This is a genomic window from Mucilaginibacter sp. P4_C11 (assembly GCF_056402115.1).
Map to the genome: position 1 here is coordinate 12,377 of NZ_JBFUIA010000011.1, position 24,036 is coordinate 36,412.

The following is a 24,036-nucleotide window of genomic DNA, read 5'->3' on the forward strand; positions in this document are numbered from 1 at the left end:
TACAAAAAAAGGCCCTTTCACTCACTTTAATCTAATAACTATGTTTTACCGTTTATTGCTGGTATTATTTTTTACCTCATTTATAGAGGGGGCCCTCCAGGCTCAATCTGATTATACGCATAACTTTAGCATGCATTCGCCGAATGCGTATGCATTCAGCAAGATTGACAATATACCGATGAATAACTTCACCGGGATGGCGAATATAGATTTGCCGCTATATGAAAAGAAAATGTCCGTTTTGAATTTCAGCATGCGCCTGGTTTATACCGGTGCCGGCGGTATTAAAGCGAATGAGCCTACTAATATAACAGGAAGGGGCTGGCTGCTTCGTGCTGGCGGTACCATTGTAAGGCACACAAGAGGTATTCCCGATGATTATCAAACCAATGAAACTTCATCAGATGGAACCCCGATTACCAAGTGGAATGGTGTTTTATACAACAATGGTATAACATACAAGCCAGATGGCGACGGCAGAATAAACAATGTTGATCCAACCTTTAATTATGCCGACGGAACCGCAGATTCACAGCATGATATTTTTGAATTTAGTATTCCGGGGAAATCTGGCAAGTTTTATATTGGTAAAGACAAGCAGGTGATAATAGTGACTGATAGTAAAGTGAAAATAATCCCCAATTTTACCAGCAGCACGCAATTTAAATTAGCCTCGTTCCTGATAATTGATGAAGCTGGAATAAAATATTACTTTAATCAGACTGAGGTAACTAAAGAATATGATCCTAACCCAGGTCTGACTCCTACGGCTGTCTATTATATGAAGGAGTACCCATCATCCTGGTTATTAACTAAAATAGAAGCACCGTTTAGCGAAGAATCTATAACCTATCAATACATAGTTAGGCAAACATGGACAGGTGGTGCAGCATCAATGGGCGTGTATAGTAAACGATCAGACATGCCATTCGGGAACACATCAACTTCTGTGGGAATTGGGGCAAAAGGAGCGGACCTACAGAGTATTACTTTTTCAGATCAAACTAAAATTAATTTAAATTACTTTTTGGATGGAACTGATCCAATTACATCTCCTTTGTTAAAATCGATAGATATTCTTAACACCCAGCAAGAAGTTGTAAAAAGTTATTATTTGAAATATCTATACTGGGGCCCTGGCGCCAAGGCTACTTATACCAATACACAACCCACGACAAATACATATTTTGCTACAAAAGGGAATGATTATTTAAATGCCATTGACCTGGTTGGCAGCAATAATAATCATCAGACAATGTATGCGTTCGATTACTTTTTAGATCAAAACTTAAATGAAATTAATGTGCCACACAGCTATTCGGTGAATAGTTCGTCCATAGTAGAAGCTGGTTTGGATTTTTGGGGTTATTACAATGGAAAAACAAATGCTACTGCTTCAACAAATGCTACCGCTTTTGTGATACCCACTGAACAGGGACCGGCTGCAGATAGAACGCCTGATTTGAATTATGCGAAATTAGGTATTATAAAGAGAATCATCTATCCAACCGGAGGTTCAGAAGAGTTTGAATACGAACTTAACGATAAACGTGGAACAAGCGGCAATGTTACCGTTGCCGGATTACGTATAAAGAAACGGACGCTGCATGACGGCATAACTCCGCAGAATGATATCGTCAAACAATATAATTATGTGGAGATTGACGGCTTGTCTTCCGGCTTTATAGGCGAACAGCCGGAATTTACATTTGTTAAGAATAGTTATTATGATGACGGAGGATGGCCATCTAACCCCCATATAAAATATACGACGACAACTTCTTATACAACCCCTGTAAATCCAATATCTAATATCGACGGCAGCTTTGCCGGTTACAGGCGGGTAGAAGAAGTGCTGCAAAATGGCAGCAACAACAACGGGAAGATAGTATACGAGTATTCTGACCTAAGCTATACTACTTTTTGGAATCCGAAGGACTATTATCCTTACCGCCCGGTGGACCAACCTTATTGGGCTGTGGGCCTGCCGCTTACTACTACTTATTTTTCCTCAACCGGCGCCATGACTAAGCGAACCGTAAATGAGTATAACATATTTCAGCAACAAAAGATTGATGATAACTATAGATCATTATATATGTCAAAAGATGGGGAAGTTGATGTTTTTGGAACTAATGGAAGTTCTGATCCGTACGCCATCAGATTTATATATAAATTCAATAACTACTATCCTGTAATAGGGAGAGCAGAATTAAAAGCTACACATGAATATAACTACCCATCAACTGGCTTAGTTACGCCGAAAGAAGTACTTACACAAAATACTTATGATGCCAATTATTACATGCTCCGTACATCTTCGCAACTTAACTCCGATGGTAACACTTTAAAAAAGTATTTTTATTATCCTTTTGATTATAATTTGAGTGGTTCGTTATCTACACTTGTTACCAATAATATAATTAATCAACCTGTATTAACAGAATCGTGGCTAACCAAGTCTTCTGGTAGTTTTTTGGTACAATCAAGCGTAACAGAATACCAAACGCTAAACAGTGGTATTATCAGACCGCTTAAAGTTTACACGGCGCGGCTAACACAACCTTTGTCAGGAACACCGGGTTCATTCTCAGGTACCATTTTATTACCGGCAGATCATAACTTTAAACCTGTTTTAGTATGTAATACTTATGACGACAAGAGCCGCCTTGTTGAATTTGAAAACCAGGGAGGAATTAAAACTGCTATTATTTTAGATAAATCAGGAAATACTCTGGCTAAAGCCGATAATGCATCGTTTGGTACAATTGCATACTCTGGATTTGAAACGGACGATTTAGGTAACTGGACATATGCATTAGGCGGCATTTCATCATCGTCAAGCAAATCAGGCTCAAAAAGCTATAATGGGGTTATCACCAAAAGTGGTTTATTATCCGGTAACTACAATGTAAGCTTATGGGCAAAAGGAAGCGGATCGGTAACGGTAAATGGCGTAAGTACTGCTATCAATAGTAATTGGAGCCTATATAAATGGGCGCTAACCGGCATTACTGCTGTAAGCATTAATACCAATGGTAATTTAGTTGACCAGGTAGCGTTAAGCCCGCAGACCGCACAAATGGCAACCGCCAATTATTACAAAGGAGTTGAAGTTGAAAGCACAACCGATGCCAATTACAAAAACAGCTATTTTGAATACGATGAGTTTATACGACTTATAAACGTTAAAGATCAAAATGGTAGTATTGTAAAAAACTACGCATATAATTATGCTACACCGTTTTTAAATACTACACAGTCTGCCAGCTTTTTGAAGAATGATTGCCCAACGGGAAATTACATACCTGGCCCTCCGGTAACCTATACAGTTGCTGCCGGTAAGTATACATCTTTAATATCCCAGGCAGATGCCAATGCGCAGGCTGTAAGTGAGATGTATGATGGGCAGTCGGCATCTTCATATGGTCAGGCATATGCTAATGCGAACGGCACCTGTATCCTGAAATATTATAATTCGGCTTTATCTACACTTTTTACAAAAAATACCTGCACCGCCGGTACCACGCCGGGGCAGGTATATTATGTTGTAGCTGCCCAAACCTATAGTTCGGTTATTTCGCAGGCCGATGCCGATAACCAGGCTCAAAATGAAGTTAACGCCAACGGTCAAAATTATGCCAATGCCAATTGTGTATGTGCCAACCCGATAACAGTTACATTTAGTAATTCCACGTCGGATTCCATTGGGATGAATTTTACAACGGGATTAAATTTTTCTGCAGGTACCGGGAATGCCAGAAGTTATGTATGCCCTCCGGGTTCGTCTACACTTGTATTACCTGCCGGAATCTATAGTGTATCTTTTTCCACCATTGGTTCAAGTAACAGCCATAACTGTTATGTGGGCGCAAGGACAGCGGTTGCAGGGAACCATGTTACATTTACTAATGTAAATATCAATAGCGGTACCGGAGGAGAAAGAAATGTTGGAATTTATTAAAATAACAGGCTTCCATTACCAGGGATACTAAATTAAAGCGTTAACCTTAAACCACTATCATATGGCCATTTTCCATATCACCATAAAATCAAAACTAAAGCCATTACTTTTAGCTTTCAGCATTTTGCTGTCGGCTATATATTCAAAGGCGCAAACATATGTAAATGCCGCCATGACGGGCACACCTGTAGCGGGCTCCTATTACAGCAATACCAGTATAGTGCTTAATCCCACCTTTAGCTTTGCGGCAGCAAGCAGCAGCAGCCTGAGCTTGTATATTGTTGGCCCAGATTGCGTACCGCAAACCACGGCTTTAAGTGCCAATAAAAATTATATATTAACATCGACACCTCGCGTTGGCGGCATCAATACAGCTGCGGGTTTAGCCAACCGCAGCACCTGCGAACTGATGCAAACAGTACAATACTTTGACGGATTGGGCAGACAGCTGCAAAGCATCCAGATAAAAGGCTCGCCACTGGATAAAGATTTGGTGCAGCTTTTTGTATATGATGTTTTTGGCAGGGAAGCACAAAAATATCTGCCCTATGCAGCAACTACAGCTGATGGCGGCTACAAAACAGATGCCCTAACAGCAGGCGCCGGTGTGCTGAATTTTTATTACCCCGCCGGTAGTACAGCAACTTCCGGTGCCCAGCAGAGCAACGGCATAGTTTATAACCCCAAGCCCTTTGCGGTAACCAACTTTGAGTCATCACCATTGAACCGGGCAACAGAACAGGGTGCGCCGGGTACCGACTGGCAACCTGTAGCCGGTAATGCTACCGGGCACACCAAAAAAATGGTTTACACCATCAATAATGCAACAGCGATAACGGATACGGCTAACACAATGGTTGCTGCGCTTTATGGGGTAATAATAAATACAGACGGGAGCCGCACACTTACCAGGGCAGCAGGGATCAATGCCAATTACCTGGCCGCGCAACTTGATGTTGGCATTGCCAAAGATGAAAACTGGAAAAGCGGCCGGGGGGGCACAACAGAAACATATAAAGATAATGAAGGGCACGTGGTACTGAAACGCACATTTAATTACAGCGGTACAACCCTGCAGATCCTATCTACCTATTATGTATATGACGACCTGGGCAACCTGGCTTTTGTGCTGCCACCAATGAGTAATGCTGATAATGTGCTGCCTGCACAAACTGTTCTTGATAACCTGTGCTACCAATACAGTTACGATGAGCAGAACCGGTTAATTCGGAAAAAATTACCTGGCAAGGGCTGGGAATACGTGGTATACAATAAGCTGGACCAACCGGTACTTACCCAGGATGCTATCCAACGGTTAACCAACCAATGGACCGTGACCAAATATGATGCTTTAGGCAAGGTAGTGATGACTGGATTGTGGAATGCAGGCGCTGTTATAGCACAATCTACTTTACAGGCCAATATTTATGCAGCTGCCCAATGGGATACCCGCGATAAAAGTGACGTAAATATAGGATATTTCGTCGGCAATAATCCTGCTGTCAACAGCTATCCAGCCATGAGCAGTTACCTGAGTATAAACTATTACGATGACTACAGTTTCAGCAATATTACCGGGCTGCCTTCGGTGTTTAATACCATGCCATCGGGGGCAAGCAGCCAGACCACAGGCCTGCTTACCGGCAGTAAAATAAACATACTGGGCACAGCCAACATGCTTTGGACTGTAAGCTATTATGATGACCTCGGCCGCGATATCCAAACCTACAAACAGCACTACCTTGGTGGCGGCACACCAAATGTAAATAACTATGACGTATTAACCAACAGTTATGATTTTACCAATACGGTAACTGCTACTACCCGTAAACATTATAACACCACCAGTACAACGGCCCCGGTGTTAACCGCAGCCAACACTTACGTTTACGACCACATGGCCCGCAAAACGCAGACCTTTGAACAAATTAACGGCGGGGTTAATGTATTACTAAGCCAGGTGGATTATAATGAGGTTGGCCAGCTAAAGGTAAAGCACCTGCACAGCACCAACACTGGTGCATCGTTTTTACAAAACACAAGCTATGCTTATAATGAACGCGGCTGGCTTTCTAAGATCAATGATCCTAATGTGGTGCCCACCGCCGATAAGCTGTTTAGCATGGCGCTTAATTACAATACACCGGTACCGGCAAATAACGGAAGCCCGCAGTATAATGGCAACATTGCCGAACAATTATATAACAAGGGCACTGTAGGACAAAAGTTTGTCACCTATAATTACGATCAACTCAACCGTTTAACGGCGGGTAATTCGGCAGAGGCATTCAGTGAAAACAGTATTACGTACGATACGAACGGCAATATACAAGGCATGACCCGTTTTGGGCCAAACACCGGCATACTCAGTTATGTTTATAGCGGCAACCAGTTGCAAACGGTTACCAGTAATAACAACAGCGTAACCCGGAGCTATGGCTATGACGTTAACGGCAATGCCACTAGTGATGGCCAGGGGAATACGATTAACTACAACCTGCTGAATTTGCCGGCCGTTATACCCGGCAAAAGCTTAACCTACACCTATGATGCTGCCGGTAATAAACTCAGAAAAATAAGCAGCGGGGCATCAACCGATTACATAAGCGGGATCCAATACAAGGTGGATGGCACGATAGACTTTATTCAAACCGATGAAGGTCGGGCGATCAAGACCGGCGCCAACTATATTTATGAGTACGCACTGAGCGATCACCTGGGTAACAACCGGGTAACATTTGACCAAACAAACGGTAAAGTTGGCGAGGATGATTATTACCCCTTTGGCCTAAATATACACCGCCAGCAAAATGCTGGAAATAAATATCTTTACAACGGCAAAGAGATGCAGGATGAGTTGAACGAATACGATTACGGTGCTCGGTTCTATGACCCGGTGATTGCAAGATGGAATTCGATTGATCCGCTGGCTGAGAAAAGCAGGAGATGGTCGCCATATAATTACGTGGAGAATAACCCGATCAGAAATATTGACATTGACGGAATGCTTACCTATGATTATAATACTGGGAGTTATAGAGACGCTAATGGACAAGAGGTACCCACTTATGAGGCAATGGAACAGATAGAGGGAATGGCCTCAGCTACTTTTGTGACACCTACAAACGCTTACCAACAAACTCAAACTACACTTGGCCAGGTCATAGCTAATGACGCAGAAAATGCATTGAAAAATAATCCTCACGATTGGGATTTTGATAGACAGAAAGATAACTATGACCCAGGAACCGATAAATGTAACAAATTTGTTTATGATATGCTTAAGAAGGCTGGCATTGATCTCGGTACGCCTAATGGAAATTTTTTAAAACGAATGTTCGGATACGGATCGCCGCCAACAGCTCAACAATGGGCAGACCCTAATGTAAGTATACCTGGTTGGAGAGTATTAGGTCCAAATGAAACCCCTCAGGCGGGGGACGTAGTGGCGGAGCATATAAATTATGGCTCGCACCCGGCAACAGGTCATGTTGGTATCGTGAGTGGTACYAATAAGACGATAAGTGTGGCCGAAGTAGGAAATGGACATCCAGGAGAGATATTAAAAGAAAATGATTTTGGTTTTCGTGCGACTACAAATAGTCCGCGACATATAGGAGAACGGGCCTCCTGTGTATTTAGAAGGTATGTGGGTAAGTGATACTATGTTTTCTCCGTATAGCCCAGTATCACCTTCATACTTGTTTTTGAAGATATTTTAACATTTTATATGGTCGAAGAATTGATAAATATGAAAAATCAAGCTAATATAAAACAGATTCTATACCGTTTTTTTCTATTTGCAACCGCGTGTATGATTTTATTTGCCTGTACCAACAATAAACAGAACTTAAATAATGAGAATTTCTCATCACCGAGGCAAAAACAAACCTTATATAAAAAGAAAAATTTTGACACCCTAATTCAGACTATTATAAAGCAAACGCCCAGGCAAATGGATGTGTTAGAACAATACTTGGATAATAAAGCATTTGTGGAGGTTTTTGATCATAGTTTAAGTTATTTTCCCGATGTAAAAAAACTTTTGGCGACTAGGCATTTTAGTGCTGAACAAGCTTTCGTTTGCATTCTTGCTATGCAAAACTTACGCATCCATGACTATTTGGAGTTATGTAATATTTATTTAGCACTATATGATGATCATATGGTTTCTGAACAAATGTTAGAAGCGGTTATCGCTCCCAATTTTTTGAACAAAATCATACTCAAGGAAAATAATGACAATCCAGATGTACTAAATTTTTTGAATTCGGTGCTTCATAGAAACATTTCTATTAAATTTAGAAAATTGATTGAAGAATTAAAATAGTATTTGCAGATACCCGCCTCAACTACCGCAAGTTGCGCCGTGAATTGCAAACGTTGAAAAAGGTATTCCCTCGCTGTCACAAGCGTCGCTGCCCCAGCTACCGCAAGTGTCGCTCCAGCTACCGCAAGCGTTTTTCGCTGCCGCAAGCTTCCAAGCTTGTGGCCGCTGATAGGTAAACGCCATGCTAAGTAATAAATATGCAACACCCAGATGTTTAATTTCATCCGGGTGTTTTTGCATACCGGCAACCTCGCGTTAAGGATCGCAGTGGAAGCCCACATCGCGGGCAAGCCGGGGCGGCAAAAGCAAAGCGAGGCCTTGTAATGGAAAGCCTGACCGCCGCTTTTACCAACTGGGTACACGCTGTTAATCAAAAAGGAAAAATTCAAAAAGTTGGAAGTATCGTCGATAGAGTTTTCGCAGCGCCCCTAAATATTAAGATCCGGAGGGCCGATTTTAAATTGATAACGGGAATCCAGCTTTCCAGCTGGAACTTTTCCCATTGAGGGATAAGCAAATTTTATGAATATTATACAGGTAATTAATGTGCCAATGCCCCATCTCAAAGGGGCTGAGTATACAAAATTAGGCTAAAGTGTTTTGTTGTTGTGAACAGCATGTTAGTTGGTTTTATAGCATTAGCGAACGATGCATAGGCAACACAAAGTAATAAAGCTTTACTAACGCAGTGACATTCGCATCGTGAGCGAGCTGCTCAGCTGAGTTCTTTACCTAAACTGAGTTTTAAGAGTTAGCAAAAGTTGTATAGAAACCGGGCTGCCTTGGTTTGCTTTTTGGTTGCATATTAATTAATATAAATATAACACAGGGTTTAAATGAAAAGCTTGACAATGAATTATTGTTTAATATTTTTATAAAAAAAATCTCAATAAAATACTAAAAATAAAAAAACGCGTAAGTAATATAATATCAACCTGTTAAACCTAATCACAATAACATGGATTATTTTTTCATAGTGCCGTATATGTAATTTGATACCATTTGTTTCGCCCCGATAATCTGGACGGCATACATTTATTATGATGTTAACTATTAATTTAACATCGGACTAATGACCATCAAAAAACAATATAAATAATAAATTTCAATTAATACCAACGCCTTAAACACAATCAACCTCAAATCTTAAAACAAATGAAATCATTTTCTCTGCTGGTATTGGCTTTGCTATTTTCAGCTTTTTCTTCTTATGGGCAAAATACATTTCCGGCTACAGGCAATGTGGGAATGGGAACAATGTCTCCATCAACTAATCTTCACATCGTTGGTGCTGGTACAAATACTGACGCCGATAACGCACACGCTGTGAATGGGGGTGGCTTAATCATTCAAGGAAATACAGGTGCACGGTCGGCCAACAACGGGGCTCAACTGGAATTTGCTATTCCCGCAAATACAGATGGTACTAATATATGGGGGCAAGGGCGAATTATTACGGTAGCCGGGACAACCACGAGTGGTAATGCTACCGGAAAAATGATAATAGGCACCCGGAGGTCATTTAACAAGTTAGGTACAGGCAATCAATGGTATTACGGTAATGACCTGGTTATTGACGGTGCCGGAAATATAGGGATTGGTACGTTAACGCCGCGCGAAGCATTATCGGTAAATGGTAATATCCGTTCAAAACAGATTAAAGTAGAAATAGCCAACTGGCCCGATTATGTTTTTAAACAGGATTATCAACTTCCATCTTTAATGGATGTGGAAAACTATATCAATCAAAATCAGCACCTGCCGGATATGCCATCTGAAGAGCAGATTGCTAAAGACGGCCTTAACCTGGGCGAGATGAACAAGTTGCTGCTTAAAAAAGTGGAGGAACTTACTTTGTATTTGATAGAAAGGGATAAAAAAGAAAAGCAGCAGGAGATCCGTATTGAAAAACTGGAAAAGATCATTAACGAAAAAAATAACAATCGGTAATCCTATTAGCAAAAACCATAACAACAAAGTGTCATGAAAAAACTCTGTTTAAGTTTAATTTTTAGTATAATTCTATTGCCTTTATGTAGGGCACAATATACGGCCATTGCGTGTGGTCCTAATATTACCCCAGCAGTAAATTATGTTTTTTTGGGAAGCCTCGGGTTTCCGCAGGATAACAGTGCAAACAGCCAAAAATTACAGATTGATATTATTGGCGGCGGCTGGGGTGCTAATGATAAAGGGACTACAACGTTTTATATCGCCAACAGGGGAGGGCTTAGTGTAAACCAAGTTACCCAAGGTGGTTCGTCCTTTACGGCAAGTCGTTTGAAGATCTATCAAAGCGGCAGTACAACAAGTTTTTATCTTGCGGTGAACAGTACTAACGAATACCTGGCATTCGCTGCAAAAGCCTACCTGTTTGGGTACGCCACTACAGCGCAGCAGGTGAGTATAACCACACAAACAACGGTGCCCGCTGGCACAGATATTACTTCTTCGATAACGGTTACCCCGGTGCTCATAACCGATTTGAACGGTAATATCGGATTGAATACCTCATCTCCTGATCCCGCCTACCGTTTATCGGTCAACGGGAAAATAAGGGCTAAAGAAATCAGGGTAGAAACCGGCTGGGCCGATTATGTTTTTGATAAAAACTATGAATTGCCACCTCTTACCAACATAAAAGCTTTCATCGACCAAAACCATCACTTACCCGAGATTCCTTCTGAACAGGAGGTTGCCAAAAACGGCATTAACCTGGGCGAGATGAATAAGCTGTTGCTTAAAAAAGTGGAAGAATTGACACTGTATTTGATTGAAAAGGATAACGAACTGACAACAGGAAAAGCTGTTAATCGATCACAGGGGATACAAATGGCAGCGTTCAAAGATCGTCTTGATAACCTGGAAAAACAAAAAATAACCAACTTTAATAAATAATTACATCGATGTTAAAAGGAATTTATGCCTCTTTTATAAAGATGGCCCTAATTATATGTTGTTTGATGATTTGGCAAAACGGATATTGCCAGTTTGATGATAAAAGCTCGGCTGCTCCTGCATCGCCTAACGTTTCTGCAACAGCAAAATATGCTAATACAACTGTTAATATGTATACCGGCGTGCCTAATATTAGTGCCGATTTGCATACTCTTGCTGCCAGGGGCTATAGTATACCTATTGCCTTACTTTACAACGGATCGGGCAATAAGGTACAGGATATGTCAAGCCCCATAGGCCTGGGATGGACAATGTCAGCCAACTGCCTGGTGTCAAGATACGTGAGAGGATTGCCCGATGAAGGCACAAGTGGATACTTTGGCAGCTCGATGGGGCTTAAAGTAACACAACCGTTGGATGTTACAACAATGGGCGGTATCCTGGGCAATACTTTAGATGCCGAGCCTGATTTGTTTTATTATAATCTTAATGGCAGGTACGGGAAATTTGTATTTAACAAAGATGGTGTACCTGTTATGCTCACAGATAAGAGCATCCGTATTTTAAACAGCCCGTTTAAGCAGGAATTGGGGCTTAGCGGCTGGGTGTTTGAAGATATAGGAGGCACTTTTTTTTATCTTGGTTCAGATGCTTCCAGCATTGAAAATACACAGTTGACATTTTATGGTGAAACTTCAAATCAGGTACGAAACTACGCCTCTACCTGGTTTCTAAATAAAATAATAACTTCAAATAATACAGAAACTATTACTTTCAGTTATGTTGCAGGTGATCCAATTAAAACAACCAATTATCGCAAAACGGAAAAATTTAGGGATAAGATAACATCCACCTTCGATAAGGGCATCAGTTTTTTGGGAATTCCGTTGTCGCAACCAAGTTCGTCTCTCGATTTTTCGGTCGTAGATAAATCCGAATGGGATAGCAATATTGAAGAACTTATCCAAAGCCCTAAATACCTGAGTTCAATTGCTACATCAAATCAGAGTGCATATTTTACATATGATACCCAGGCAAGAAAAGACCTTGCAAATGGAAAAGTACTAAATAAAGTAGATATTAAAGATTATAAGGGTGAGTTGATTAAGTCGTTCTCGCTTCTGCATGATTATTTTTATTCATTTTACAACGACGCTAATGATGTAACCGTAAGGGCGATGACAGCCGATAATTACAGGCTCAAGCTAAATAATGTAACAGTTACTTCGGGCTTAACACCTGTTGTAACATTGCCGTTGTTTAGCTTTGAATACGTGCAGGATATTAATTTACCCCCACGGGCGTCAAATAAATTCGATCATTGGGGTTATTATAACAACACCGGTGCGAATAGTGATAATGCCAATCTGATTCCCGAATTACAGGCAAATATGGACCGTGAACCATCGCCTGTAATGATGACAGCCAACGTGTTAAAAAAAATATATTTGCCAACAGGCGGATACAAAGAATTTGTGTTTGAAGCAAATACCTATTATAACCAGGCTATCTCATACAACAGCTACGCCGGCGGTCTCAGGATAGCAAGAATTAAATCAGCAGGAGACCCGAACACAACACCTGTAATTACAAGTTATAATTATAATGATGATCTGGGCCATTCAACCGGAAAGCTTATAAACGCGGCACCCATATATGTCAGATACATAGAACATACACAAAGTCAGTTTCTTCCCCAATACAGCATTTTCAGTCCCAATATACCAATTTACCGAGACTCAGGCAATGGCGCTCCGCCAGTTAATGTCAATAATTCTATATATGCTGCAATAGTTGTTGCTGTGATAGATCTGTTCCAAAGTCACAAAACAACGGTTGAAAGCTACTCTCCGTTTATTATAATCAACTCCACTTCTTTTAACACCATGTTTGACATTGATGGAAGTGCTATTGGCTATAGCCAGGTTACCATTAATAACAGTAATGAAGGAAAAACAGTGAACTTTTTTACAGACAGAGAAGATTACCCTGATTATACCAACCAATTAAAAGTAGATGGCTCGTTTAAAACCCTTGAACGAATCAGTCCCAACATGAGTCCATATACGCCGGCAACATCTTACGCGTTTGCGCGTGGGCATCTTAAACAGTCGCTCGTATATGATAACAACAATAATTTACTTAAAAGAATAACCAACAAATATGTTTTTAATTCGGTCATGGATAGTGTTAAAGGTGTTCGGGTGGCTATTGGAAAGGTAAATATCTCCGGAACCGGGCAATACCAGAGCATAAATACCGAGTTTTATAATATTGGAAACTACTATTATATAGCAAAGCAATTATTGTTAAGTCAAACTACCGAAGAAAACTTTATTACAGGCAATGTTTTACCTGTATCTACTGTAAAATCATATACGTATAATTCCCCCTATCCATCGCTGCTAACAAATGTAACTATTCAAAACAGTGACAATAGTACTAATACCATTGATTATAAATATGTGTTTAATAAAGATTTGATAACATTTGCCAAGCAATCAGAAACAGATGCGGTCAATAAGTTATATGCAGATGGTAAATACGGTATCCTGCTCGATCAAATAATCAAGACCAATAATAAAGTATTAAAAGGCAGCCGGGTTGGGTATAAAAACTGGATAATTAATAGCCAAACGTTCACTTTACCCGAGACTGGTTACGAGAATAATGGCACTACAGTAACTCCTGCTATTCAATATTTTAATTACGATCAATACGGTAATTTGCTTTGCTCAAATGCCAAATCGGGACCTAAACAGTCCACGATATTTGGGTATAATAAACTATATCCGGTGGCAAAAGCTTTCAATGCAGCCGATAATGATATATTTTATGAAAGTTTTGAGGAGGGCGGCGGCAATATAAGTACGTCGGCTAAAACCGGTAGCCTAAGTTTTAGCGGCAGTTATTCCAGGAATCTCACCGGCCTTGATAATGGTAGTTATACGCTAAGCTATTGGCTTAAAACAGGAAATACCTGGGCCCTTCAAAGTAGTACGGTGCCAGTTACCAGTAACAGTTACACCATAAATATTACCAGCGGACAAATAGATGATGTGAGATTTTATCCTGTTGATGCTCAAATGTCAACCAGTACATATACAGCTTTAAGCGGTTTAACGGGATCCACAGATATTAAAAACGAAGCAACGTATTTTGAATACGATCAGCTTTTGCAATTAAAGAATACCAAAGATCAGTACGGAAACATTGTAAAGAATTTAAAGTATAACTACGTTGTACAGCAGCCAGGCGCCGTTGGTACCATAACTTATTATAGCCAGGCTGTATCCGGAGGATATTCGAAGAACAATTGCGGAACCGATGCCACGCCCAACCCTATAGTTGTAACTTATACCATCCCGGCAAATAAATACACTTCTGTCATTTCGCAGGCCGATGCAAATCAGCAGGCTTACAATGAACTTATTGCCGAGGGGCAGGCTAATGCCAATTACGTTGGCGGATGCAGATTAACTCATTAAAACTATCAACCAGTTATTATCAATATAATGATCACTAAACCTATCCCTGCAAGCAAAGCTTTAAACCAGCTGTTGATTTGCATCTGTTTGTTATTTGCAGGCTACAGTCTACAGGCGCAAACTTATGTGAGCTCATTAAACAGCATCGGTGCTACCGGCGAGTATTACAATAACAATAGTATCACATTGTTGGATGGCTTTTCGTCAGCCCCTGCGGCCGGTCAAAGCTTTCATGCGTATATCACAGCCCCAGATTGCGTGCCCATAGTATCAAATCAAACTAATGCCCTCAATTATATATTGATCTCAATTCCCCGTGTAGGAGGCGTTACAGATGCATCGCAGCTGGTAAACCGCAATACCTGCGAAGTGAAGCAAGTAATACAATATTCCGACGGGCTGGGCAGGGCGTTACAATATGTGGGGATACAAAGTTCGATATCGGATAAAGATATTGTCCAGCCAATCCTTTACGATCAGTTCGGCCGGGATTCTATTAATTTTCTGGCCTATGGCAGCACGGTTAATGGCGGGAGCTATCATTCTTTGGCATTTGCCGAGCAGGCAAGCTTTTATAATCCGTCATCGCCTGGTGCTACTAATATTGCAACTACTTTGTTTCCGTACTCCCGGTCGGGTTTCGAGCCATCGCCATTAAGTCGTATAGCAGAACAGGGCGCTATTGGCGATGCCTGGCAACTTGCCAATACAATTGGGGCCAGCAACCCCGGGCATACCGCCAGGATAACTTATGGCACCAATAACAATACCAGCTGGGCCACAGATACCGCGCACAGCTACCAGGCAGCATTATTTACAGCTACTACCAATGCTGATCAAAGCAGAGCAATTGGCCGGCAAAATAACACCGCGACGTACGCCCCAAGTACATTAACGGTAACTGTTCAAACTGATGAAAATTGGAAGAGTGGCAGGGGAGGGAGTATTGAAACCTACACAGATAAAATAGGTCGCGTGGTGCTAACGCGAAAGTACATTTACAATGGAGGTTTAAAAATATTGTCAACCTATTATGTTTATGACGATTTTGGAAATCTTGCATTTGTACTCCCTCCGGCCGCCAATCCCGATACTGGCCTGCCTTCGCAAAATATACTTGATAACTTATGCTATCAGTATCAATATGATGAATGGCATCGTTTGGTACGGAAGAAGATTCCGGGGAAAGACTGGGAATATTTTGTTTACAATAAATTAAACCAATTGGTATTAAGCCAGGATGGTAATCAAAGACTTGGCAACCAGTGGTTTGTTTTTAAATATGACGCGTTGGGTCGCCAGATAATATCCGGAATTTGGAATGCAGGTTCGGCAATTGCATTAAGTACTTTGCAAGCTAATATATATGCGCTCCCGCAGTGGGATGCCAAAGACAATACCAATAATGTAACCCAATTTCCAACGGGTTACGTTATTAACAGTTATCCGGCATTAACGTATATTTTAGGCATTAGTTATTTTGATAACTACAATATTCCCAATCTGCCGGCGGCTTATAATAATGTCGCAGTGGCCAGTAAAATGACATCGGGTTTACTTACTGGTACAAAAGCTGCAATCCTGGATAACAACGGCAATCCAACAAAACTTTTGCTCGCTGTTAATTATTACGATGATAAAGGACAATTAACCAAAGCTTATCAGCAACATTACCTGGGTGCCGGCGCAACAAATTATGCCAACTACGATAGTTATGCCGTAAATTATGACTTCACAGGTCAGGCAACGGATATAACCCGCAGCCACTATAACACCACAAATACATCACCAGTAGTCACTATTGCCAATAACTTTGCATATGATCATACAGGAAATTTAAAACAGGTTTACGAACAGATAAACGGAGGGAAAAATGTACTGCTTGCCCAGGGTGATTATAATGAAGCAGGCCAGTTAATAACCAAACATTTACATAGCGAAACAGGCGGTGCTCCGTTTTTGCAGGATGTTAATTATACCTATAATGAACGTGGCTGGCTGCGAACCTTAAACAGCAGCAGCAACCTGCTGAATATAGATTTAAGATACAACGCTCCTGACGCCGGCATAACAAAGCAATATAATGGATCTGTTGCTCAAATGTTGTATGCCGCACCACATGGCGGCAGCAAGGCTTTCAGTTACAGTTACGATCAGTTAAACAGGGTGCTTGGTGCTTCCTCTACGGGAGGATTGCTTAATGAAACAGTAAGTTATGACCTTAATGGTAATATCAGCAGTTTAACCCGCGGAGGCGGAAGTGCAGCCCAGTTAAGTTATACCTATCAAAATAGTGGCTTAAGCAATCAGCTGGCATCGGTAAAAAATAATAATACTGCTTACAGAAGTTATGGTTATGATGCTAATGGTAATGCCACATCTGATGGCGGCAGTAAACAAATAGCATACAATTTATTAAACCTTCCCAAAGAGGTTGACCAAGGTAGCGTTCCCCTTGCAACATACACATATGATGCAACCGGGGTTAAATTGCGTAACACAAGCAGCGACGGAAGTGCCTGGGATTATGTTGATGGCATTGTTTACTACAATAATAATATTGCTTTTATTGAAACAAGCGAGGGCCGGGCAGTACCCAATGGCGGAACTTATAGCTATCAATATAATTTAACAGATCATTTAGGCAACGTACGGAGCAGCTTTGATAAAGATCCATCCACTCAGCAAGTAAGGCAGATACAGGAAGATGATTACTACACTTTCGGCTTAAGGAAACTTCCTGGTGTATATGATTTCTCTAACGGTAACCGGAACCTTTATAACGGTAAAGAGTTACAAAATGACTTAACAAACCAGGACGATTTCGGCTGGCGTTTTTATGATCCGGTAATTGGGAGGTGGAATGCCGCCGACCAGTTAGCGGAAAATGACGCTGCCGTTTCTCCTTACAACTATGTGAGTAATAACCCGGTTAACCGGATAGATCCGGATGGGCTGTGGGACTGGTATTTACCCGATGGAGAAACAGACAAAACAAAGGCGGTTTGGTTTCCTGGAAGCGGAGCCCATGCGGGTTATACTAATATAGGGCCATCGGGCTGGGGAATATATGAGGCAACCGGACAAGTGGAATGGTTTAACGCCGATGGAACAAAATCATTATCGCGTTATAACCTGGCAGAAGTAAAAATAGTTGATGCCAAGCCCGGTCCTTCACTTGCAGAGCAGGCTTTAGATATCGGCACTAATTTTATACCCATTGTAGGCTCATCTAAGGATATTTACCAGGGTATTCGCGATGGTAATTGGTTGCAGGCGGGATTGGGAGTAGGCGGTTTAATTCTTGATGTGGCCACGCTTGGAAGTTCTTCGTTGATTGAGGGAGGGATAAAAACGGGAGTTAAAGAGCTTGCTGAAGTTGGGACTAAGGAGCTGGTTGAAAGTGGTGTAGAAAAAGCCAGCCAATATTCGGTTGCGTATGAAATGAAATTAGATGAAGAATTTGTAAAAGCAACGAGACCCACACATTTTCAACAAGCTAATAAAGCTTTATTAAAATCGTTAGACAGTGATGTCGAATTTGAACAAAAAATGACCGAACTAATCCCTGATCTCAGAAGTCAATTAGTTGGATCTAAAGGAGGAATAGCCCGCACTTCTCTGTCAAATTGGACCTGGCACCATGCTGCAGAGGAAGGGGTTATGCAACTTGTACCCAGGGCGCAACATACTTCTTCAGCTTTTCAACATTTATTTCACCCGGGTGGTATCGGTGGATTTGCGATTTGGGGCAAATAATTTATAAATTAGTGATATGGAACTTATTAATAACAATACGCTCGAAAATATTATAAAAGAGATTGATTCCTTTGAGGATGAGATGGTTTTGTATGTTGAACAAAAAGACGATAAGTGGCATTTATCTTCAATGGCTTATATTTACTCATTTGAAAATGAGGAAGAAGTGCCCACTGAAGTAAAGGGAGTGCCCTACTTTTTGGAAATATCGTTGATAAACGAAGTAATTGAAGTATGGCAATCCTGGACATCAAATAAAAAAAATACAAACCAGGAAATTGTTGACGCTGTAATATATTACGCCGAAAATGATTCATATAAGCCAATCTGACTTTGACTTAATTAGTACTTTTTTTTATTATCTATCCAAAGTGATAAATATGTAACTCCCGGATGCAGGTTTCATCCGGGAGTTTGTATTTTTTAACAGTGTGGAAAATATTCATAAACACCATGTATTACCTCAAAACTTCAAAAATCGGTTCCAAGAGGCAATGAACAATATTTCTTTAAACCAGGAATCAGTAAAACTATCTGTCGGCTCAACTTATATTATAATTGATGGACTTTATGTAAGTGACATAAAGAAATCTATTGAAACTTTTGACAAAGGCGTATCAATTGAAGAAATTCAACAAATAGTATTTCCGTATAATGCGATGGCTTTAGGGGAGTTTGTTGCAGATGATGTAGCCATTTTTAATGTTGGTAGGATAAAAAAAGTTAGATATGATAAGTCTCTTCTGGCTAAAAAGAACGTTGTGAGCACAGATACGGGATTATTGTTATTTATAAACAGACTTGCCTTCTGGGATTTTATAGAAAGATTTGACTATGATACTTTAGTTGATTCGAATATAAGCTTGATAAATGAACCTTTTTGGCAATCGCTGATTAAGGGGCATGATATTACCGATTTTGCATTGATAATTCCGACTGTTTTAGGGGCAGGAACATCCTCAGGCGGTAGTGGAATATATGAAATCAGTTAACAGAAATGTGGAAGAGGTTACGTGCTGGTTGTTTAGTTTCATCCAGCTACCGCAAGTGTTTTCGCCGGCGCCCCGGTAAGCTATGGGGGTAACTTGCTGATGGGTAAACGCCGTGTCAAGTAATGAATAATACCCGGATGTTCGTTTCATCCGGGTATTATTCATTACCTGCAGGTCGCGTTAAGGATTGCAGTGAGCCCACAGCGCGGGCAGGTCGGGGCGGCAAAACCGACCCCCTGCGCCCCCCGGTTTCTATTGAAAGGTATTCCCCATCTGGAACATCGGCAGGTACATGGCAATCATAATTACCCCAACCAGGAAGCCTACCACAATGATAAAAAGGGGTTCCATGATACTGCTTAGGGAGGCTGTTTGGTATTCTACCTCCTCGCCGTACTGCTCGGCTATTTTGGCAAAAAAGTAGTCCAGCTTGTTTGATTCTTCGCCAATCCTTACCAGCTGGATCATTTTTGACGGGTATATCTTGAACTGCTGCAAGCTCTGGTGCAGCGATTTACCATTCAGGATATCGTCTTCTACCTTTTGGAGTGATGATTCAATGGGGTACCAGCCCACCATCTGCCTGCTCAAGGCAATAGCCCTTAACAACGGCACGTGCGAGCCGGTAAGCAATCGCATGGAATTGCAGAACCGGCCCAGGTATATCTTTATCACCAGGTTACCCGCCACCGGCACCTTCAATACAAAACCGGAAGATATTTTGCGGTAAAGTATCGTTTTGCGCACCCGGAAAAGGAAAACGACGATAGCGGTAATGAAGAGGAAGGCAGGCAGAAAATAGGTTTCCAACCCCTTGGAGATGGTTATTACAAGTTCGGTAATCCAGGGCAACTGCCCTCCGAAGCGTTTGAGCACATCGGCAAACATGGGCACTACCACCTTCAGCATAAAATACACCGCGCCAAATGACGATAGCAGCACCATGCAGGGGTAGGAAAGTGTGGAAACTATCTTGCGCCTTTGTTTTATCCTGCCCTGGTAATATTTAGCCAGGTCCTGCAGCACCATGGCCAGTTGGCCGGTTTCCTCGCCAATCTGGATACTATATACCTCGTACAGAGAAAACTTACCCGATTTTTCCAGGGCTTTGGAAAGGGCTATGCCATTATTCAATACGCTATCCTGTATGGCTGCAAACAGTTTTTTGTCGCTTTCTTTTTCCTGTTCGGCGGTTACAAGTTCCAGGCTGGTTTTTAAATTGATGCCGGCTAACAGGAGCGAGCTTAGCTCCAGGTATAGGTATTCCTTTTTTTTATCGTTAAGTTCCTTGCTTCCAAAACTGATATCCCGGTTTAAAAACGCAATAATACCGCCCTTGCCTTCCTGCTTTGCAGGTTTGGGGGTTTTCTTCTTTTCGTATTGGCTCAGGTCAATTGCCGGCATGGGTATCCTGTTCAAAAAGGTTAGCAGAACTGTATTGTTTATAATAATGAAAAGTCATTTTATCGTTGTGTAATAGCAAATCAAATTCCAGTTCGTCAACCCTGTTATCTAAAGGGTCGGGCCCGGTTTCAATGGCGTGTTGCTCAAAAAGCATATTGGTACGGGTTGTTTTAAACTTAAAGGTGTCTGTTATGCCATTGGTACGCACAATATAATCACTATTGAGCACGTATCGGATGTTGTCTTTATTATTCTTGAAAAATAAACCGGAATCGGTTTTTTCGATCAGGTCGGCGCGCCGGAAATCGCGACTAAGCAAAAGGTCAAGCTGCGCCAAATTTGCCGATTCATCATTTTTGAATACAAATGCATGGTACGAATTGCTTACCACCGCAAATGCCACATAAACTATGGCTATCAGTATCCCCGACACCAACAGTGCAATGGTTACTTCCATAATGGTGAAGGCCTTTAATTTATGGTTTAACATTGTCATTATTGATCATTATTTCCGAAACCTTTGCTATCTCCCGTTGGTTTTCGTCATAAGCGGTCAAATAAAACTCGCTAAGGCCCGGTCCGCTTTCAAATGGTTTAACCACTGGTATAATGCGGAAGCCATCCTGGTTAAAAGCTTCCTGGGGCAGTTGCCGGGATTGTTCTGCTTTAAGCAGGGCATTTCTGAGCACAGCCGTTGCCCGCATTTTTTTTGTGGATATTGCTTGTTGTGTTACATTGGCAAATATCATCATGGCCATACCAAATACCACAACAATAATCACAAGGGCCACCACCACTTCTACAATAGTAGCGGCCTTCAGCATCCCGTTTTTCTTTATTTTACCTCCAGCCATTGCAGTATTTTTTTTTCAGACGAGGCTACAGGAATAAGGTCGCTGGTCAGGTAATATCGTGATAAAGCGGGTGCATCTATTTTAAGGTTTATCAGGTAGTTTTCATACCGGCTAAATGCCGTTTGGTACATAAAACGCGTGGTAAAAACACTCCCTTTAACCGCGGCGCTGTCTTTGGTCGAAAGAATATGTTGTGCATAAATTTGTCCGCTCACCTGGGCTCCTTTGCCCAAACTGATGGTTGCCGGCAGGGCAGAAGCTTCTTTTTCGTAAGTGAATATGGTGCCATTGACCTGGGCGTTTTGACCGATAATAATTTGTGGCGGAAAACCAATCGTCGGTGACTTATAACGCAGCAGGCCAAGGCAAGAAGGATACTCCAACCTGCAGTTTTTTTCGATACTTATAGAATCAGAAGCAAAGAGCTGGCAACTCCCGTGGAAACCGCTTTTAACAACGATGGCCTTTGCAAATATCATCACATTATTCAATATCGCGGTACTATCTATAGTAAGCAACGTGTCTGCATACAGCATAATGTTACCCGACAATTTGGTGTTTTTTATAGTGTATGGGCTGTTGCCCAGGTTAACAATATTGGCAGGGCGGCGAAACGAAGCCGCAAGCGTATCTACATGCCAGTTCTTATTTACAGTAGCCCCCTGATTATTAAACAGCTTTTCCAAACCGTTCAGGCGGGTGTTATTCAACGGGGGCAGGCTACGCTGGCTGTCATGAATGTTGCCCACGACCATTCTTTTGTCGCCTTGATAAGCTTTATTATCTACATATGCGGCCTTTACGCCGGCCTTTGGCAGGTATGCGTCACCGCGGATTGTAGTATTTCCGCTTACCGAGACCGACCTGTCTTCATCTATCAGGTAGATAGCTGCCCATTTGGATGAATCGATTGCAAAAGCAGTAGAAAATACTTTAATTAGTGTGTCCTGCTGCTTAAACGCTTCCACAACGCCGATGTCATAGATACCCCAGGGAATATTTTTGATCTGTACAGAATCATCGCCATTATTGAACAAATTCAATGTCTTCCCTTGTAAGTAGGCTGGATCATTTGTCCGCAGCAGGATATGTACTCCCGACGAAAGGTTATCCTGTAAACGGTCAAACCGCGACTTTACCAGGTATTGCCCCCTGAAAAAATAAGCTGCCAGCACAAGGGTAGCGCATATTAAGGCAATTACCAGGCTGATAATAATGACGATATAAAGCGCCGAGCCTTTAAGCATGACCCTTGCCCGGCTTGGGCTTCTTTTTAAAAATATTAACCTTGTCAAAAAGCGAACGCGGCTTTCTATTCAAAGCCCTACCGTTGTTATAATAAACTATCCGTGAAGAATCGCGGCTTTCGTGAAATACCACGGGGCCATCCAATTCATTTTGGTGGTATTCTCCGCTTTGTTTCAGGCTGCCATCCGGGTTAAAAAAGCTAAAGCTGCCCGAACGTATTCCATTGTGCCAGTTAACTACCTGTATCAGGGTACCGCGTTCATCCCAATCTTTCCAGGTTCCGTCTTTTAGTCCCTTTTTAAACGTGCCCATGGTTCGGGTGTTATGGTTAAGGTATGTTTCGGTATAGGCGCCATTTAATAAACGCCCGCTAAAACCGCCTTGAAGGGTATGTACCTTATTGGTTGCATACCAGTAATAAGTAAGTGTGCTTTGCACATCAGGATTTGAATTAACAGGTATAGTTTCTGCCAGTATCGTCCGGTCGGTATCTGTTATCCTCACTTTGTGAAAACCATAATCAGGCATTTTTTGCCCGAATGAGCAGCAGTAAAAAAAGATAAAAAAAGCTGTATAAATGAATTTCATTAAATTGCAGGTTGGATATGAATATATTTTGTTTTGCCTCCGCTCTTAAACAGTACAGAATCTTTCATATTCCGAACCAGTTTAAATTGCCCTATCGTTTCTCCCTCGCTCATCATCGCTTCCTGGCCGTTTATTTTCATAAAAGCAATCAGTTTTTTAGACCCCGGGTTTTTGATATATCCTGAATACCGTATAATATCCCAGTTGAAAGGCGGCGGCACATTGGCCCGCGCAATTCCGGTATTCTGGCGGATCCTGGGCAGTGGCTTTGCGGTGTCTTTCCTGGCAGCAATCCCAAATGGATCACGGTAATTCAGCAGGAGGCGAGCGGTATCTTTTGGTACTGCATAATCATTAAAAACCTCTTTAGGTGCAGGTGGCGGTACATAACTTTCATCATGGTTGCTGCTGTAAGCAATAACTATACGGTAAATGATGAGCCCCCATACCAGCAATACAACAACAATTAGTACATATGTTAATGCCTTATTTTTTTTGACCATGATCTATT

General features: G+C 41.5%; 16 protein-coding genes. 9 read left to right on the top strand and 7 right to left on the bottom strand.

What is annotated here, in order from left to right:
* Window positions 1-40 precede the first annotated feature (40 nt).
* The 9 genes from AC1DU2_RS11845 to AC1DU2_RS11885 all read left to right on the top strand — a co-directional run bounded on the left by AC1DU2_RS11845 (window position 41) and on the right by AC1DU2_RS11885 (window position 19,431).
* Entirely contained in the window at window positions 41-3,964 is a 3,924-nt protein-coding gene (locus AC1DU2_RS11845) for a DUF5977 domain-containing protein (protein ID WP_477384584.1), read from the top strand.
* Window positions 3,965-4,025: 61 nt separating this feature from the next.
* The gene (locus tag AC1DU2_RS11850) at window positions 4,026-7,625 is read left to right on the top strand and encodes a DUF6443 domain-containing protein (protein ID WP_477384586.1); all 3,600 of its coding nucleotides are present in this window, start codon (window positions 4,026-4,028) and stop codon (window positions 7,623-7,625) included.
* A gap of 69 nt (window positions 7,626-7,694) precedes the next feature.
* The gene (locus tag AC1DU2_RS11855) at window positions 7,695-8,294 is read left to right on the top strand and encodes a hypothetical protein (RefSeq protein WP_477368379.1); all 600 of its coding nucleotides are present in this window, start codon (window positions 7,695-7,697) and stop codon (window positions 8,292-8,294) included.
* Window positions 8,295-9,449: 1,155 nt separating this feature from the next.
* Window positions 9,450-10,244: a hypothetical protein gene (locus tag AC1DU2_RS11860; protein ID WP_477384588.1), complete on the top strand. Its 795-nt coding sequence runs from the start codon at window positions 9,450-9,452 to the stop codon at window positions 10,242-10,244.
* Between the two features lie 150 nt (window positions 10,245-10,394).
* On the top strand, window positions 10,395-11,192 hold the full coding sequence (locus AC1DU2_RS11865) for a hypothetical protein (RefSeq protein ID WP_477384590.1): 798 nt from the start codon (window positions 10,395-10,397) through the stop codon (window positions 11,190-11,192).
* A gap of 65 nt (window positions 11,193-11,257) precedes the next feature.
* Complete coding sequence (locus AC1DU2_RS11870; protein ID WP_477384592.1) at window positions 11,258-14,680, top strand: DUF5977 domain-containing protein; 3,423 nt, start codon at window positions 11,258-11,260, stop codon at window positions 14,678-14,680.
* A gap of 27 nt (window positions 14,681-14,707) precedes the next feature.
* Window positions 14,708-18,439 (top strand): DUF6443 domain-containing protein, encoded by a 3,732-nt coding sequence (locus tag AC1DU2_RS11875; RefSeq protein ID WP_477384594.1) that lies wholly within the window; start codon window positions 14,708-14,710, stop codon window positions 18,437-18,439.
* A 16-nt stretch (window positions 18,440-18,455) separates the two neighbouring features.
* Window positions 18,456-18,770 (top strand): DUF7716 domain-containing protein, encoded by a 315-nt coding sequence (locus AC1DU2_RS11880; protein WP_477363086.1) that lies wholly within the window; start codon window positions 18,456-18,458, stop codon window positions 18,768-18,770.
* 100 nt (window positions 18,771-18,870) lie between these two features.
* Window positions 18,871-19,431, top strand: coding sequence for a hypothetical protein (locus tag AC1DU2_RS11885; protein ID WP_477363083.1), 561 nt, complete (start codon window positions 18,871-18,873; stop codon window positions 19,429-19,431).
* Here AC1DU2_RS11885 and AC1DU2_RS11890 read toward each other — a convergent pair.
* The 7 genes from AC1DU2_RS11890 to AC1DU2_RS11920 all read right to left on the bottom strand — a co-directional run bounded on the left by AC1DU2_RS11890 (window position 19,399) and on the right by AC1DU2_RS11920 (window position 24,028).
* A complete protein-coding gene (locus AC1DU2_RS11890; RefSeq protein ID WP_477384596.1) occupies window positions 19,399-19,596 on the bottom strand; it encodes a hypothetical protein in 198 nt (65 codons plus the stop codon). The genes AC1DU2_RS11885 and AC1DU2_RS11890 overlap by 33 nt on opposite strands.
* 87 nt (window positions 19,597-19,683) lie before the next feature.
* Window positions 19,684-20,850 carry a type II secretion system F family protein gene (locus AC1DU2_RS11895; protein WP_477384598.1) on the bottom strand — a complete coding sequence of 389 codons (1,167 nt, stop codon included), beginning with the start codon at window positions 20,848-20,850 and terminating at the stop codon, window positions 19,684-19,686.
* Window positions 20,822-21,325 carry a PulJ/GspJ family protein gene (locus AC1DU2_RS11900; RefSeq protein ID WP_477384601.1) on the bottom strand — a complete coding sequence of 168 codons (504 nt, stop codon included), beginning with the start codon at window positions 21,323-21,325 and terminating at the stop codon, window positions 20,822-20,824. Before AC1DU2_RS11900 ends, AC1DU2_RS11895 begins: the two co-directional genes overlap by 29 nt.
* Complete coding sequence (locus tag AC1DU2_RS11905) at window positions 21,312-21,689, bottom strand: hypothetical protein (RefSeq protein ID WP_477384603.1); 378 nt, start codon at window positions 21,687-21,689, stop codon at window positions 21,312-21,314. The genes AC1DU2_RS11900 and AC1DU2_RS11905 overlap by 14 nt, the downstream gene beginning before the upstream one ends.
* The gene (locus AC1DU2_RS11910) at window positions 21,671-22,936 is read right to left on the bottom strand and encodes a hypothetical protein (protein ID WP_477384605.1); all 1,266 of its coding nucleotides are present in this window, start codon (window positions 22,934-22,936) and stop codon (window positions 21,671-21,673) included. The genes AC1DU2_RS11905 and AC1DU2_RS11910 overlap by 19 nt, the downstream gene beginning before the upstream one ends.
* Window positions 22,929-23,525: a toxin-antitoxin system YwqK family antitoxin gene (locus tag AC1DU2_RS11915; RefSeq protein WP_477384607.1), complete on the bottom strand. Its 597-nt coding sequence runs from the start codon at window positions 23,523-23,525 to the stop codon at window positions 22,929-22,931. The genes AC1DU2_RS11910 and AC1DU2_RS11915 overlap by 8 nt, the downstream gene beginning before the upstream one ends.
* Complete coding sequence (locus tag AC1DU2_RS11920; protein ID WP_477363065.1) at window positions 23,525-24,028, bottom strand: hypothetical protein; 504 nt, start codon at window positions 24,026-24,028, stop codon at window positions 23,525-23,527. The genes AC1DU2_RS11915 and AC1DU2_RS11920 overlap by 1 nt, the downstream gene beginning before the upstream one ends.
* Between the last annotated feature and the right edge of the window lie 8 nt (window positions 24,029-24,036).

Coding starts and splice junctions, on each gene's coding strand:
- AC1DU2_RS11845 (WP_477384584.1), top strand. CDS start 41: ATGTTTTACCGTTTATTGCTGGTATTATTTTTTACCTCATTTATAGAG.
- AC1DU2_RS11855 (WP_477368379.1), top strand. CDS start 7,695: ATGGTCGAAGAATTGATAAATATGAAAAATCAAGCTAATATAAAACAG.
- AC1DU2_RS11860 (WP_477384588.1), top strand. CDS start 9,450: ATGAAATCATTTTCTCTGCTGGTATTGGCTTTGCTATTTTCAGCTTTT.
- AC1DU2_RS11870 (WP_477384592.1), top strand. CDS start 11,258: ATGATTTGGCAAAACGGATATTGCCAGTTTGATGATAAAAGCTCGGCT.
- AC1DU2_RS11875 (WP_477384594.1), top strand. CDS start 14,708: ATGATCACTAAACCTATCCCTGCAAGCAAAGCTTTAAACCAGCTGTTG.
- AC1DU2_RS11880 (WP_477363086.1), top strand. CDS start 18,456: ATGGAACTTATTAATAACAATACGCTCGAAAATATTATAAAAGAGATT.
- AC1DU2_RS11890 (WP_477384596.1), bottom strand. CDS start 19,596: ATGAATAATACCCGGATGAAACGAACATCCGGGTATTATTCATTACTT.
- AC1DU2_RS11900 (WP_477384601.1), bottom strand. CDS start 21,325: ATGTTAAACCATAAATTAAAGGCCTTCACCATTATGGAAGTAACCATT.
- AC1DU2_RS11905 (WP_477384603.1), bottom strand. CDS start 21,689: ATGGCTGGAGGTAAAATAAAGAAAAACGGGATGCTGAAGGCCGCTACT.
- AC1DU2_RS11910 (WP_477384605.1), bottom strand. CDS start 22,936: ATGCTTAAAGGCTCGGCGCTTTATATCGTCATTATTATCAGCCTGGTA.
- AC1DU2_RS11915 (WP_477384607.1), bottom strand. CDS start 23,525: ATGAAATTCATTTATACAGCTTTTTTTATCTTTTTTTACTGCTGCTCA.
- AC1DU2_RS11920 (WP_477363065.1), bottom strand. CDS start 24,028: ATGGTCAAAAAAAATAAGGCATTAACATATGTACTAATTGTTGTTGTA.